The following is a 15348-nucleotide window of genomic DNA, read 5'->3' as shown; positions in this document are numbered from 1 at the left end:
CAGGAGACGTAATGGCTACCAACAAGAAAACGCCGTCCACGGACGGTGCTGGCTCCGTCATGAGCAGCATGTCCGGCCCATCCGACAGCAATGCGCCGCACAGCCTGGGCGCGGACAATGACGTGACCCGCGCCCTGCTGCAAAAGACGGCCGCCGGCCAGCAGTTGTCCGCCGCCATGGCCGTCAATCCCAAGGAAGAAGGCCAGTATGGCGAGGCCGCGCGCACGCCGGCCGAAGGCGTGCATGTGGCGGCGGGCGAACCGCTGGCCACGGCCAGCACCACGGGCGAAACGACAGCGTCGCCGAAGACGGGCGATGGCCAGCCCGCGCTGGGCGAAAATGCGCGCAACGCCTCGCTCGACGGCGCGCGCAGCGACGACAGCGGCTGCGTGCTGACGACGAACCAGGGCGTGCCCGTGGGCGACAACCAGAATTCCTTGAAGGCGGGCTTGCGCGGCCCCACCCTGATGGAAGATTTCATTCTGCGTGAAAAGCTCACGCATTTCGACCATGAGCGCATCCCCGAACGGGTCGTGCATGCGCGCGGTTCGGCCGCCCATGGCTACTTCGAATGCTACAAGGAACAAAGCAAGCTGACGCGCGCCGCGCCGTTCGCCAGGGCGGGCAAGCGCACGCCCGTCTTCGTGCGCTTTTCCACGGTGGCCGGCGAACGCGGTTCCACCGATACGGCGCGCGACGTGCGCGGCTTCGCCGTGAAGTTTTATACGGACGAGGGCAACTGGGATTTGGTCGGCAATAACATCCCCGTCTTCTTCATCCAGGATGCGATGAAGTTCCCCGACGTGGTCCATGCCGTCAAGCCCGAGCCGCACCATGGCATGCCGCAGGCGGCCAGCGCGCACGACACCTTCTGGGATTTCGCCTCGCTGTCGCCGGAAATCACGCACATGCTGATGTGGGTCATGTCGGACCGCGCCATCCCGCGCAGCTATCGCATGATGCAGGGCTTTGGCGTGCATACCTTCCGGCTCGTCAATGCCAAGGGCCAGTCCGTGTTCTGCAAATTCCACTGGTCGCCGATGGCCGGCACGCATTCGCTCGTGTGGGACGAAGCCGTCAAGATCAGCGGCGCCGATTCCGACTTCCACCGGCGCGACCTGTGGGAAGCCATCGAGTGCGGCGAGTATCCCGAATACGAGCTGTCCTTCCAGGTCTTCACGGAAGCGCAGGCGGAAGCGTTTCCCTTCGACGTGCTCGACCCGACCAAGCTGATTCCCGAAGAAGTCGTCCCGCTCATCCCCGTCGGGAAAATGGTCTTGAACCGCAATCCCGACAATTTTTTTGCCGAGACGGAGCAGGTGGCGTTCTGCACGGCGCACATCGTGCCCGGCATCGATTTCAGTAACGATCCGCTGCTGCAGGGCCGCATCCATTCCTATGTCGATACCCAGCTGACGCGCCTGGGCGGCCCCAACTTCCACGAAATTCCCATCAATGCGCCGCTGGCGCCCGTGCACAACAACCAGCGCGACGGCATGCACCGCCAGGCCATCAACCGGGGCCGGGTCGCGTACGAACCGAACTCGCTGGCGGGCGGCTGTCCGTTCCAGGCGGGCGCGAAAGGTTTCAACAGTTTTCCCGCGTCCGCCGAAGGCGACAAGGTGCGCGGCAAGCCCGAGAAATTCGCCGAGCATTATGCCCAGGCGCGCCTGTTCTGGATCAGCCAGACGCCTGTCGAACAAGAGCACATTGTGCACGCGTTCCGTTTTGAGCTGAGCAAGGTGCAGACGGTGGCCATCCGCCAGCGCATCGTCGCCATGCTGCGCAACGTCGACGAGACCCTGGCGCAGCGCCTGGCCGATGGCCTGGGCCTGGCCCTGCCGCCGGCCATGCCGCGCGCCTCGCTGGAACCGCTGCCCGCGTATCCGCCGTCGCCCGCCCTGTCGCTCTTTTTCCGCCCCGGCAAGACGGGCATCCATACCCTGCGCGTGGCCATTCTCGTGGGGGCGGGCAGCGACGGCGCGCAGGTGCGCAATATCTATGCCGCGCTGCTGGCCGACGGCGCCGTGCCGCGCCTGGCGGGCAGCCACCTGGGAACTGTCGACACGAGCGGCGGCGCGCCGCTGGCCGTGGAAATCTCGCTCGAAGCGGGTCCTGGCGTGCTGTTCGACGCCGTCGTGGTGCCGGATGGCCAGGGCGCCGTGCAGCAACTGGGCAGCGACGCCCACGCGCTCGACTTCCTGCGCCTGCAATACCGCCACTGCAAGCCGATGCTGGCCATCGGCGCCGGCAAGGACTTGCTGGACAAGGCGGGCATACCAGTGACTCTGCCCGATGGCAAGCCGGACCCCGCCATCATCGTCGCGCCTTCCGCCGACGTGGTGAAAGCCGTGGCGGCGTTCAAGAAGGTGCTCGCCGCGCACCGGGCGTTTGCGCGCGAGACGGATCCGCCGCGGGTGTGAGGCGCGCCTGAGCGGAGCACAGGGCGGGCCTGGCTTGCCCTGTCTCCGCAAGGCGCGCAACAGTGCGCAAGAATGTAAACAATGAAAACGTCCCGCGGTGATATGCTGCTGACTAGAACTGTTCATTTGCCACTATCTGCATAACAGCAGCAAGGAACGGCTTCAGCAAACCGGATCGCGATTACCGCATGGACAAGTACACACCGCGCACCTGGGGGCCGGGCGAACGCCCGACCTTGCCCGGGTCGCCATCGATGCCCGAACATTCGACGCCCAAGCGTGTCGCGTATTTCATCGTCGGCCTGATCGTCGCGCTGACGGGGGGACTGGGCAACGGCCTGGTGACGGCCAACATCTTGAACCTGCAAGGTTCGCTGGGCGCCTATGCCTACCAGATGCAGTGGCTGCCGGCCGCCTACGTGATGACCATCGTTTCCATGAATCTGCTGCTGGTGAAGTTCCGCCAGCAGTTCGGCCTGCGCCTGTTTACGGAAGCGTTCCTCGTGCTGTACGCGGTGGTGACGTTTGCCCACCTGTATGCGAATACCCTGTCGTCGGCGATCGCCGTGCGGGCCGCGCATGGCATGGTGGGCGGCGCGCTGGGGGTGCTGGGGCTGTACTACACCTTGCAGGCGTTTCCCGCGCGGCACCGCCTGAAGGGTGTGGTGCTGGGCCTGGGCTTTGCCCAATTGGCCTTGCCGCTGGCGCGCATCTTTACGTCCGAACTGCTGCAGATCGGCGAATGGCACGGCCTGTACCTGTTCGAACTGGGACTGGCCCTGCTGGCGCTGGGCTGCGTGCTGGCCCTGAAGCTGCCGCCCGGCGACCGCGTGCAGACGTTCGAGCCGCTCGACTTCCTTACTTTCATCCTGTTCGCGCCCGGCGTGGCCCTGTTGTGCGCCGTGCTGGCGCAGGGGCGCACGGCGTGGTGGATGGAGTCCGAATGGGTGGGCGTGTGCCTGGCGTGCTCCATCGTGCTGATCGCCGCCTCGCTGGCCATCGAGCATAACCGCGCGCGTCCGCTGCTCAACACGCGCTGGCTCACGACGGGCAAGATCGCCAAGCTGTTTTTATCGGTGCTGCTGTTTCGCATCGTGCTGTCCGAATCGACGGGCGCCGTGGGCTTTTTGCAGGCGCTGGGCCTGAACACGGACCAGATGCAGAACCTGTTCATCGTGGTGCTGCTCGGCAGCGTGGCGGGCCTCGTCGTGAGCGCCCTGACGATCAATCCGGCGACCCTGAACCGCTCGCTGATGTTCGCGCTGCTGCTGATCGCCTTTGGTGCCCTGATCGACGCGCACGCCACCAGCCAGACGCGCCCCGTCAACATGTATGTGAGCCAGTTCCTGCTGGCCTTCGGCGGCACGTATTTCCTCGGCCCCACCATGGTGGCCGGCATGGGCGCCGTGATCGCCGAACCGCGCAACCTCGTGAGTTTTTCCGTGATGTTTACCATGACGCAGAACCTGGGCGGCCTGCTCGGCGCGGCCATCGTCGGCACCATCCAGACGGCGCGCGAAAAGTACCATTCCAGCTACCTGGTCGAGCATCTCACCATGCTCGACCCGCAGGTGGCCGCGCGCGTGCAGTCGGGCGCGTCAAGCTATGGCGGCGTGCTGATGGACCCCGCCTTGCGCAGCGCCCAGGGCGTGGCGCGGCTGGGCGCCGTCGCCACGCGCGAAGCCAATGTGCTGGCCTATAACGACGTTTTTTTGATGATCGCCGGCGTTGCCATCGCCACCCTGATCTGGATGCTGGTCAGCCAGTCCTGGACCCGCATCACCACCGGCGCGCGCCGCCTGGTCGGCCCCGTGCGCGATGCGCAGACGGCCATGGCCATCGTCCCCATTACCAATTCGGAACCGAGCAATGACAGAAAATAATACGCCGCCACCAGCACCGACAACGCCTGCCGCCGTGCCCACGCCAGCGCCGGCACCCGCCGCCTCCACGGCGCAGCCGGACCGCCGCCACCAGTGGCTGTCGGCGCTGGCCTTTGCCGCCGTGGCCCTGGTGGGCGTGCTGATCGTGCTGTACGCGTGGCGTCTGCCGCCGTTCACCAGTCCCATCGTGACGACGGAAAACGCCACCGTGCGGGGGCAGGTGACCATCATCGGCACGCAGCTGTCCGGCTATGTGGTGGAAGTGACGGTGCAGGATTTCATGGACGTCAAGGAGGGCCAGCTGCTCGTGCGCATCGACGACCGCATCTACCAGCAACGCTACGAACAGGCGCAGGCCCAGCTGGCCGCGCAACAGGCGGCGCTGTCGAACTGGACGCAGCAAAAGGCCAGCGCGCAGGCGGGCATTTCCGTCAGCGAGGCGGCGCTGGCGAATGCGGAAGCGCAGGCGCGCAAGGCCAGCGCCGACCTCAATCGCGTGGAGCAGCTGGTGGCCGACGGTTCGCTGTCGCAGCGCGAACACGACCAGTCGCGCGCCACGCAGGCGCAGATGGCGGCGGCGCTGGCGCAGGCGCGCGCCAATCTCGACATCGCCCAGCAAAGCGTGCATAGCGTGGTGGTCAACAAGCAGGCGCTGGAAGCGGCCGTGGCCAACGCGCAGGCGGCCGTCAAGGCGGCCAAGATCGACCTCGATAACACGCGCATCGTGGCGCCGTCCGACGGCCAGCTGGGTCAGGTGACGGTGCGCCAGGGCGCCTACGTGAATTCGGGCGCGCAGCTGATGGCGCTGGTGCCGCGCCAGATGTGGGTGATCGCCAATTTCAAGGAAACGCAGATGAACGGCGTGCAGGAAGGGCAGAGCGCCACCTTCCACGTCGACGCGCTCGACGGCGCCGTGCTGACGGGACAGGTGGAACGCATTTCGCCGGCCACGGGTTCCGAGTTTTCCGTGCTGCCGGCCGATAATGCGACGGGCAACTACCTCAAGATCGCCCAGCGCATTCCCGTGCGCATCCGTATCGACCCGGGCCAGGCGAATGCGCGCCGGCTCGTGCCGGGCATGTCGGTGGTGGTCAGCGTCGACACGTCCGCCGTGCTGAACGACTCGGCGGAGAATCCGGCGCCGCCGCCTGCACCGAAGAAGGCCAAGCCATGAAGCGCCGTTTGGTGCTGATGGCCGCCGCGCTGGCGCTGGCCGGCTGCGCCGCCCACGCCCCGCCGCAGCCCGCATCGGCATTGCAGCTGCCGTCCGGCTGGCGCGCGCCTGCTGCCGATGGCGCTTCTGGCGGCGCGCATGTCGAGCAGCTGTGGTGGCAAGCCTTTGGCGATCCGGTCTTGAGCGACCTGGTAGGCGAGGCGCTGGCGCGCAATGGCGACTTGCGCGTGGCGCGCGCCCGCGTGCAGGAATACCGGGCGCGCCTGGCGCAGGCCGATGCGAACCGGGCACCGAACCTGGCCTTCGACGGCTCGCCCACGCGCACGCGCACCCTGGCGTCCAGCGGCAAGCCGTATGTGACGAACGTCTTCCAGACCGAACTGCAGGCCAGCTATGAAATCGACGTGTGGGGCCGGCTGGCCAGCCTGAGCGATGCGGCCGGCGAGAGCTACCGCGCCGAGCAGGCCAGCCTCGATGCGGCGGCCCTGTCGATCGCCGCCAGCGTGGCGACGAGTTACCTGAACCTGCGCGGACTCGACGCGCAGCTGGCGCTGGCGCAATCGACCCTGCAGCTGCGGGAACAGTCGCGCGAGCTGGCGCGCAAGCAGTTCGAGGTGGGCTACAGCTCGCGTCTGGAATGGCTGCAGGCGCAATCGGAATACCATGCGGCGGCCGAGCAGGTGCCGCAGCTGCAGCGGCAGATATTTGAACAGGAAAACGCGCTGGCCGTCCTCGTCGGCGGCAATCCCGGCCCCATCGCGCGCGGCTTGCCGCTGGCCGAGCTGGCGGCGCCCGGCGTGCCGGCCGGCCTGCCGTCGGAATTGCTGCGCCGGCGGCCCGACATCGCGCGCGCGGAACACAACCTGGCGGCCGCCAACGCCAGCCTGGCCGCCACGCGCGACCAGCTGCTGCCCTCGTTCAAGCTGACGGCCGTCGGCGGCGGGCAAGCGACGACTTTGACCGATTTCCTGCATGCGCCGACTGCCCTGTGGCGCCTGACGGCGCTGGCGGCCGGCCCCCTGTTCGATGGCGGCCGGGTGCAGGCGCAGACGGATGCGGCCGGCGCGCAGCGCGACCAGCTCGTGTATGCGTATGAAAACGTGGTGCGCAATGCCTTCGCCGAAACGGAAAACAGCCTGGGCGCCATCTACCGGCTGCAGCAGCAAGCCGTGGAAAACGACGCGCGCCGCGCCGCTGCCGCCGACACCTTGCGCATCGCGCACAACCGCTACCGCAATGGCTATGCCTCGTACCTGGAGGAGCTCGACGCCCAGCGCACCCTGTACAGCGCGGACGTGGGACTGCTGCAACTGAAGACGCGCATCCTCGTCGCCTCGGTCGACCTGTACCGGGCCATGGGCGGCGGCTGGTCGGCTGGCGGCGGACAATAGCTGCAGCGCCGGTGTACTATCTGGCCTGGAAAAGCGGCGGCATGGTGCCAGCCGCTTCCATCACGAACGAGGTCGCAGCATGACGATTTTTGGCATAGGCATCCATATCCTGATCGCGGTATTTTTTGCGATCCACGTGGTGCGCAACGGGCAGCAGCTGTACTGGCTGCTCATTTTATTCATGTTCCCGCTGCTGGGCAGCGTGGTGTATTTCTTCGCCATCTACCTGCCCAATTCGCGCCTGCCGCAAGGCGCGCGCAAGGTCGCGTCGGTAGCCGTGCAGGTGCTCGATCCGAACCGCGAATTGCGCGAGGCGAAAGCGGCCTTCGAGTACACGCCGACGGCGCAAAATCAGATGCGTCTTGCCAGCGCACAGCTGGAAGCGGGCAATGCGCGCGAAGCGGCATCGACGTACGAAGCCTGCCTGCAGGGAGCGTTTTCATCGGACCTGGAAATTCGCCTGGGCGCGGCACGCGCCTACCTGGAGTGCGAACGGGGCGCCGACGCGCTGACGCACCTGGAATTCATCCGCCGCACGGATATGCATTTTCGTCCCGAGATGGTGTCCCTGCTGACGGCGCGCGCGCTGGCGCAAAGCGGGCGACAAGTGGAAGCAAAGGCGGAATTCGACGACGCGCTGACGCGCTACAACAGCTTCGAATGCCGCGCCGAGTGCGCGATCTGGGCGCTGCAGCAGGGCGACAAGGTGTTGTCGGAGCGTTTGCTGCTCGATATCGACAGCGCCATGGCGCGCTGGAGCAGCCATACGCGTTCCATGTATGCGCCGCTGCTGGCGCGCCTGGAGGCGGCGCGCAAGTAGCTGGCTTACGTGGGATCAGACCCGGCGGGTCTGATCCCATTAGACGCCGGGCACCGGGTTCTTGCCCTCGACCAGTTTGTATCCCTTGCCATCGAAACCATAGCGCGCGTGGCCGTTCAGGGGCGTGGCGATGCGCGGCGGGTCTTCGTCCGGCTTGACCGCGACGCCGGGCTTGATCTTCTCGGTGGCACCCTTGAAATCGATCAGCAAGTCGTCATAGGCGCCGCCATTGCGCGCCGGCGCGAAGCGCCAGTTTCCCTTGACCATCCAGCACTCGTCCGTATCCGGTCCGCAGGCGCCCATATTGTCCGAATACAGGTCGATGCCGCCATCGAGCGAGGTGACCTTGTCGTCGCCGATTTCAAACAGGGCCAGTTGCGTGATGGTGTAACCCTGGCCCGTATAGCCATGGCGGATCGCCAGTCCCGGCTTGTTCGCGCCCAGCATGACCCAGTGGACCTCGCCGAGCTGCCCCGACGATCCCAGGCCGGCGATGTTTTCCAGGCGTTTCACGACTTGCCACTGGCCGTCTTCCGGCTGACCCTTGGGCGCCAGGAAAAAGACGTTCAACAGTCCCGGCGAGGCATGCGCCGATTCGGCCGTGCCTTCCGTGTTGGCCGTTTCCGCATTCGCCACCAGGATGGCGCGGCCATCGGGCAGCAGCTTGTGGCTGACGGCGCTGACCACGTAACTGAGCTTGTCGACGTGGTTGTCGGGATCGGACAGGTCGGCCAGCGCATCTTCGCTGTCGCTGCGGTAGTCCTTGCCGAAGACGGCGCGCATCATGCCCACTTCGCGTTCGCGCGCCTGGGGCGTGTTCATCGCTTCCGTCCGAGGGGCGGTGGCGGCCGGCGGCGGCACGTGTTCGGCCGATGCCGTGTCTGCCGCGGCAGCGGCGGCGGGAACGTCGGTGACCACGTCAGCTGCCAGGCCGGCGCTGGCGGGGGCGGTCTTGTCCGAGCAGGCGCCGAGCAGCGCGGAAACCATCAGCAGGACGAGCGGGGTGCGGTAATTCATAGGCAGGGCAGATTGCGTTCATGGAGAATGGGCGCAGTATGCCAGATAGATGAAAGCGAGGGAGCGCGGCCTGCCGGCCGGTCCCTCGCTTCCTTGCCCGCAGGGGGCGATTTTGCAAATAATGGCGGCGCTTATTTTTCCAGCGCCACCTTGTCGTCGCGCCGCAGCGGCGCCTTCTGGCGGCGCAGTTTCGCCATGCCGCGCTTGAGCAGGTGCTCGAGGTCGTCGATGTAGGTGAACACGGCCGGCACCACCAGCAGGCTCAACAGGGTCGACGTGATCAGGCCGCCGATGACGGTAATGGCCATCGGCGAACGGAAGCTGGGGTCGGCGCCCCAGCCCAGCGCCAGCGGCATCATGCCGGCGCCCATGGCGATCGTCGTCATCAAAATCGGCCTGCTGCGCTTGTGGCAGGCGTCGACCAGCGCGTCGAAGCGGTTCATGCCCGCCTGGCGCGCCAGGATCGCATAGTCGACCAGCAGGATGGAGTTCTTGGTGACGATCCCCATCAGCATGATCAGGCCGATCATCGACGGCATCGACAGGGCGCTGCCCGTGATCAAGAGGGCGACGAAGGCGCCGCCGATCGACAGCGGCAGCGCCGCCAGGATGGTCACCGGCTGCATGAAGTCCTTGAACAGCAGCACCAGCACGCAATAGATGCACAGCACGCCGATCAGCATGGCCAGGCCGAAGCTGGCGAACAGCGACGCCATTTCCTGCGCGTCGCCCAGTTCGGCGATCTTCACGGACGGCGGCAGATTCTTCATCGACGGCAGCGCGCGCGCCTCTTCATTCAGTTCGCCCAGGGTGCGCGAACCGAGTTCCACGTCGAGGGTCACGTTGCGGCTGCGGTTCAAGCGGTCGATCTGCGCCGGGCCGCTTTCCATCGTCACCGTGGCCACGTTCGCCAGGCGCACGGGACCATTCTTGCCGGGCACGGTCAGGCGCTCGATGGCGGCCAAGTCGGCGCGCACGCTGTTGGGCAGCTTGACGCGGATCGGCACCTGTCGCTCGGGCAGGTTCATTTTCGTCAGGTCCGTGTCGTAGTCGCCCGCCGTGGCCACGCGCACGGTTTCGCCGATGGCCGCCGCCGTCACGCCCAGGTCGGCCGCTTTCGCAAAGTCGGGGCGCACGATGATTTCCGGGCGCACCAGCGAGGCGCTGGAATTGACGTTGCCGATGCCTTTCAAGCCGCGCAATTCGCGCTCGACCTTTTGCGCCGCTGCCATCAGCGCCACCGGGTCTTCCGAGCGCAGCACCAGCTGCATCTTGACGCCCGTGTCGGGCGGTCCCACCGTGAAGCGGGCGCCGGGAATGGTATCGAGCTTGTGGCGCAGCTGCGTTTCCAGGTCCGCCATCGATTCCTTGCGCTCCGTGCGGTGCACGGTGGTCAGGGTCAGCACGGCGCGGCGCGCCTCGGCCGCCGCGCCGGGGGCGAAAGCGTCGCCGCTGGAGCCGCCGCCGATGGAACTGAAGACGCCCTGGATGCCTGGCGTGCGCATGGCCGCGTCGCGCGCCAGGGCCGCCACGGCCTGCGTTTCAGCCAGGGTGGAGCCGGGCGGCAGTTCCAGGTTGATCTGCGTCTGTGCGCGGTCGGCGGCAGGCACGAAGCCGGTCGGCAGCAGCGGCACGAGCGCGATGGCGCCGACGAAGAACAGGGCCGCGGCGATGGCCGTGGTGCCGCGGTGGTTCAGGCACCAGCGCATGACACGCAAGTAGCGCGTCATCAGCCAGCCATCCTGCTCTTCCTTGTGCGGCAGCGGTTGCAGGATATAGGCCGCCATCATCGGCGTGAGCAGCCGCGCCACCACCAAGGACGCCAGCACGGCCAGCACGGCCGTCCAGCCGAACTGCTTGAAGAACAGGCCGGGAATGCCGCTCATGAAGGCCGTCGGCAGGAACACGGCCACCAGCGCGAATGTGGTGGCGATCACCGCCATGCCGATTTCGTCGGCAGCTTCCATGGCCGCTTCCATCGGTGACTTGCCCATGCGCAGATGGCGCTCGATGTTTTCGATTTCCACGATGGCGTCGTCGACCAGCACGCCGACGACGAGGGCCAGCGACAGCAGGGTGACGGTGTTGAGCGTGTAGCCGAACCAGTAGATGCCGAGGAAGGCCGGCATCACGGACAGGGGCAGGGCGGCCGCGGCCACCAGGGTGGCGCGCCAGTCGCGCAGGAACCACCACACCACCAGCACGGCCAGCAGCGCGCCTTCGTACAGCAGCTCCATCGAGCCTTCGAAGTTTTCCTCGACGGGGAAGGCATTGTCGATCGACTGCTGCAGCACCACGCTGGGGTTTTCCTTCTGCAGGTCGGCGATGGCGGCGCGCGCCCCGCTGGCGACGGCCACTTCGCTGGCGCCTTTGGTGCGGAATACTTCAAAGGCGACGACGGTCTTGCCATCCTGCTCGGCCAGCGCGCGCGGTTCGGCGATGGTGTCGCGCACGGTCGCCACCTGGTCCAGGCGCACGTGGCGGCCGTCCGGCAGCGGCACTTCCACGCGCGACAGTTCATCGGCCGTCTTGACGGTGGCGATGGTGCGCACCGACTGTTCGGCGCCGCTGATGTCGCCCCGGCCGCCGGGCGCTTCGCGCTGCACCAGGCGCAGCTGGCGCGACACGTCGAGTGCCGACACCTTCAATGCGGCCATGCGGGCCTCGTCGAGTTCCACCTGGATTTCTCGGTAGACGCCACCGACTCTGGTGACGGCGCCCACGCCGGGCACGGTCAAGAGGCGCTTGGCCACCGTATTGTCGACGAACCACGACAGGTCGGGCGCATCGAGCGGATTGTCCACGCCGGGCTTCGCCGTGGCGATAAAGGTCAGCACGACCCTGCCGGCCGTGGAAGCCTTGGTGACGGTGGGGTCGCGCAGCTCGGCCGGCATGTCCGCTTTCACGCGGGCGACGGCGTCGCGCACGTCGTTGACGGCTTCGGCGATCTGCTTTTCCAGGATGAATTCGACGGTCACCGTGACGACGCCATCGAGCACCTTGGTGTAGATGTTCTTCACGCCTTGCAAGGTGGCGACGGAGTCTTCGATCTTGCGCGCCACTTCCGTTTCCAGCTGGGCCGGCGCGGCACCGGGCAGCACGGCGCTGACGGTGACGATGGGCAGTTCGATGTCGGGGAAATCCTGCACCGGATTGGCCTTGTAGGCCAGCAGACCGGCCAGGGTCAGCAGCGCGAACAGCATGATGGCCGGGATCGGATTCTTGATCGAGAGGGAGGAAAAATTCATGGCCTCTCCTTACTTTTTTGCCGTGGCCGGCTTGGCAGCTGCCGCCACCGGGGTTTGCACGTTGCGTACCAGGTCGCCGTCATTGAGGAAGCCGGCGCCGCTGACGACAATCGTCGTGTCGGCCGTGATGCCGCCAAGGATTTCAATGCGGTCGCTCAGGCGCCGTCCGGCCTGCACCTTGATCTGGCTGACCCGCTGGTCGGGATTGAGGCGGAAGACATAGCTGAAACCATCGCGCACGGCGATCGCCTGCTGCGGCACGGTCAGGGCGCCCGAGGTGCCCAGTTCGAATTCGCCGCTGGCGTACATGCCGGCCTTGAATGGCGCATTGCTGCCCGTGCTGGCGGGCAGGTCCACGTAGACGAGGGCCGAGCGCGTCTGCGGATCGACGGTAGGGGCGATCATGCGCACCTTGCCTGTCAAGACGCTGCCGTTGGCCGCCTTCACCTGCGCCAGGGTGCCGGGCTTGAGGTTCAGCAGTTCGGTGGCCGTCACTTCGGCGCGCCATTCGAGGCGGCCCTGGCGGATCATGCGGAACAGTTCCGTGCCGGCGCCCACCACCGACCCCACGGTGGCCGAGCGCGACGAGATGATGCCGCTGTCGGGCGCCACCACCTGCGTGTATTTCAGGCGCAGCTGCTGCGAGGCCAGCTGCGCCTTGGCCGACGCGATGCGCGCATTGGCCGTCTGTTCGGCCGTCAGGTATTGGCTGATCTGCTGCGCGCTGATGGCGCCCGTGCTTTGCAGCGAGCGGGCGCGCTGCGCGTTGGCGGCCGCTTCCGCGGCATTGGCTTGCGCTTCCTGCACGGCGGCCTTCGCCTGCGCCACGTCGGCGTTCACCGTGTCGCTCGAGAACACGGCCAGCACCTGGCCGGCGCGCACGACGTCGCCCACGTTCACGCGCACGTCGGTCAGGCGCAGGCCGTTCGATTCGCTGCCGATGACGGCTTCCTGCCAGGCGGCCACGTTGCCGTTGGCGTTCAGCTTGATGGGCAGGCTGGCCGTCTGCGGCTTGGCCGTGGTGACGGTCAGCGCCGGTTTTTGCGCCGCGTTCTTATCCTTGGCGTCGTCCGCCGCCGTGGAGGAGGGGGAGTACAGGGACACGCCGGCGCCCAGCATCACGCAAAGGGCGGCCAGCGCGAACGCCATCGGTTTCAAGGTCAGTTTTTTCATGTTGTGTATCCGTCAGGGGGTATTGTTGGCGATGGCGCTGCTGCTCCAGCCGCCGCCGGCGGCGCGGTACAGCGCCACCCAGGCGGCGCTGCGCTCGCGCTCGAGGTTGACCACCGTGTTTTCGGCGGCCAGGCGCGTGTGGCGCGCGTCTTCCAGTTCGATCAGGCTGGCCAGGCCATTCTTGTAGCGGTCCTCGGTGGCGGCGAACGACACGCGGTAGCCTTCCAGGGCCGTCTTTGCATGGCTGCTGCGCTCGTCCGTGCTGGCCAGGTTGACCAGCGCTTCTTCCACTTCGCGCACGGCCTGGCGCACGCCGGCGCGGTATTTCACCACGGCTTCGTCGTAGCGCGCCGTGGCCGCATCGATCTGCGCGCGGCGCGTGCCGCCGTCGAAGATGGGCAGGCTGACGGCCAGCGGGCCGATGCTCCAGGTGCTGGCCGTGATGCTGGTGCCGCCGGCGCGGATATTGCCCTTGCCGATGGAACCGGCCAGGCTCAGGCGGGGATAGCGCTGCGCCTGCGCGCCGCGCACTTCAAAGCTGGCGGCCGCCACTTCGCGTTCGGCGCTGTAGACGTCGGGACGCTGGCCCAGGGTTTGCGCCGGCAGTTCCGCAATCGCCACGGGCGAGGGTGCAACAAAGGGGCTGGCGGCCAGTTTCTGGCGCAGCGCGTCTTCCGGCATGGCCGACAGGGCCACCAGCGCCTTGACATTCACGTCGCAGGCAGCCCGCTGTTCGATGGCGCGGCTGGCGCCTTCGGCCGCGCTGGCGCGGGCCAGGGCGGCGTTGGCGGGCGGCTGGAAGCCGGCGCCTGCGCTCAGTTCCGTCAGGCGCGCCGAGTCGCGGCGCGAGACGGCATCCTGTTCGGACACGGCCTGCAATTGCCGGCAGGTGCGCAAGGCGTAGTACTGGTTCGCCACTTCGGCGGCCACCGAGACGCGGGCCTCATGCCATCCCGCGCGGGCGCTGTCGTAGCGCTCCTGCGCCGCGCCGCGCGTGGCGCGGTTGGCCCCGAACACGTCGATTTCCCACGACGCCTGCAGCGCCGCCTGCGAGGTGGTGCCGCTGGGCTGGGCCGATTGCTGGCTGGTACGCACCACGCTGCCTGTCGCATCGAGCGTGGGCGCCAGCGCGGCGCCGCTGGCGATGCTGTCGGCGCGCGCCTGCACGATGCGCGTGCGGGCGGCGGCGATGGTGGGGCTGACCTGCTGCGCGTCGCTGATCAATTCCACCAGCAGGCTGTCGCCCTGGCCCTGCCACCAGCTGGCCAGGTCCGTCAGCTTGCCGTTGTGCGGCAGCGGTGCCTGCCATTGCTCGGGCACGCCGGCGGCCACCACCGCGGGCGGCCCCTGCAGGGCGCAGCCGCCCAGCGCCAGCACGATGCTGGCGGCCAGGGCGCGTTGAACGGTACGTCGAATAGTCGTCATGCTGGTCCTTCTGCTTGTCGTTGAGCGGTATCGGGTGAAGAGGGTTGGGCCAGGCGCCGGCGCTCCACCTCGGCCATGGCCAGCGCGTAGTCGGTCATGCGCGCCAGCCAGGTGTCGAGAGCGTACGGCGTTGCCAGCAATTGCGGACGCAAGGTTTGCAGCACGTCGGCGCCCACCATGTGCTGCAGGGCCAGCGAGGCGATGGAAAACGCCAGGCGGTGCATGTCGTCGCTGCTGTCGGGGACGCCCAAATGGCGCGCCAGCACGCGCGTGAGCGCTTCGTGTTCGGGGCGGATGTTCTCGTCGATCTCGCGCGCCCACAGGCCCGTCGGTTCGAGCATCTCGCGGCACCACAGGCGCATGCAGTCGCGCGCGATCTCGCCCTGCTGCATGGGGGCGAGCAATTGCGCATAAAAGCCTTCCAGGCTTTGGCGCAGGGTGAAGTGCGGCTGGTCGTACAGCGCGATATTGTCTTGCGGGTTCGCTGACTGCTGGGCGAAGGCGGCGCGGTACAGGCCCGCCTTGTCGCCAAAATAGTAGCTGATGGCGGCCGCGTTGGTGCCGGCCGCCTGCGCCAGTTCGCGCGTGGACGTCCTGGCGTAGCCCTGTTCGGCAAACAGGCGGATGGCGCTATGGAGCAGCCGCTCGCGCGACTGTTCGCCATCGGAGCGGGGTTTGCGCCCATCGTCGGCGGCTGGTGCTGGGGAAATGTGTTTTTCAATCATGCCGGAGATTTAAGCATATATCTCAAACGATTGATATAACTAAGCCGGTTGATTTAGTTAAGGAATGAT

10 protein-coding genes are annotated in these 15348 nt (G+C 67.1%); 5 read left to right on the top strand and 5 right to left on the bottom strand.

The window, feature by feature from the left end:
• Nucleotides 1–11 precede the first annotated feature (11 nt).
• The 5 genes from CLU90_RS13435 (at nucleotide 12) to CLU90_RS13415 (ending at nucleotide 7691) form a co-directional block, all read left to right on the top strand.
• Complete coding sequence (locus tag CLU90_RS13435) at nucleotides 12–2423, top strand: catalase (protein WP_100428150.1); 2412 nt, start codon at nucleotides 12–14, stop codon at nucleotides 2421–2423.
• A gap of 188 nt (nucleotides 2424–2611) precedes the next feature.
• The gene (locus tag CLU90_RS13430; RefSeq protein WP_175539293.1) at nucleotides 2612–4306 is read left to right on the top strand and encodes an MFS transporter; all 1695 of its coding nucleotides are present in this window, start codon (nucleotides 2612–2614) and stop codon (nucleotides 4304–4306) included.
• Nucleotides 4293–5480: an HlyD family secretion protein gene (locus CLU90_RS13425; protein WP_232731192.1), complete on the top strand. Its 1188-nt coding sequence runs from the start codon at nucleotides 4293–4295 to the stop codon at nucleotides 5478–5480. The genes CLU90_RS13430 and CLU90_RS13425 overlap by 14 nt, the downstream gene beginning before the upstream one ends.
• Complete coding sequence (locus CLU90_RS13420; protein ID WP_100428149.1) at nucleotides 5477–6871, top strand: efflux transporter outer membrane subunit; 1395 nt, start codon at nucleotides 5477–5479, stop codon at nucleotides 6869–6871. Before CLU90_RS13425 ends, CLU90_RS13420 begins: the two co-directional genes overlap by 4 nt.
• Nucleotides 6872–6950: 79 nt before the next feature.
• Complete coding sequence (locus CLU90_RS13415) at nucleotides 6951–7691, top strand: hypothetical protein (RefSeq protein WP_092713818.1); 741 nt, start codon at nucleotides 6951–6953, stop codon at nucleotides 7689–7691.
• Between the two features lie 39 nt (nucleotides 7692–7730).
• Here the strand turns inward: CLU90_RS13415 and CLU90_RS13410 are convergent, their stop codons facing one another.
• The 5 genes from CLU90_RS13410 to CLU90_RS13390 form a co-directional block, all read right to left on the bottom strand.
• Nucleotides 7731–8708 (bottom strand): hypothetical protein, encoded by a 978-nt coding sequence (locus tag CLU90_RS13410; protein WP_100428148.1) that lies wholly within the window; start codon nucleotides 8706–8708, stop codon nucleotides 7731–7733.
• A gap of 131 nt (nucleotides 8709–8839) precedes the next feature.
• Nucleotides 8840–11956, bottom strand: a complete 3117-nt coding sequence (locus CLU90_RS13405) for an efflux RND transporter permease subunit (protein WP_100428147.1) — start codon at nucleotides 11954–11956, stop codon at nucleotides 8840–8842.
• 9 nt (nucleotides 11957–11965) lie between these two features.
• Nucleotides 11966–13129 (bottom strand): efflux RND transporter periplasmic adaptor subunit, encoded by a 1164-nt coding sequence (locus CLU90_RS13400; protein WP_100428146.1) that lies wholly within the window; start codon nucleotides 13127–13129, stop codon nucleotides 11966–11968.
• A gap of 12 nt (nucleotides 13130–13141) precedes the next feature.
• Entirely contained in the window at nucleotides 13142–14554 is a 1413-nt protein-coding gene (locus CLU90_RS13395) for an efflux transporter outer membrane subunit (RefSeq protein ID WP_232731191.1), read from the bottom strand.
• Nucleotides 14551–15279, bottom strand: a complete 729-nt coding sequence (locus tag CLU90_RS13390; RefSeq protein ID WP_092713808.1) for a CerR family C-terminal domain-containing protein — start codon at nucleotides 15277–15279, stop codon at nucleotides 14551–14553. Before CLU90_RS13390 ends, CLU90_RS13395 begins: the two co-directional genes overlap by 4 nt.
• Nucleotides 15280–15348 lie beyond the last annotated feature (69 nt).

The sequence above is a fragment of the Janthinobacterium sp. 67 genome (assembly GCF_002797895.1).
Classification (GTDB): Bacteria; Pseudomonadota; Gammaproteobacteria; order Burkholderiales; family Burkholderiaceae_D; genus Janthinobacterium.
This window is presented reverse-complemented; position numbering and strand designations above follow the sequence as displayed.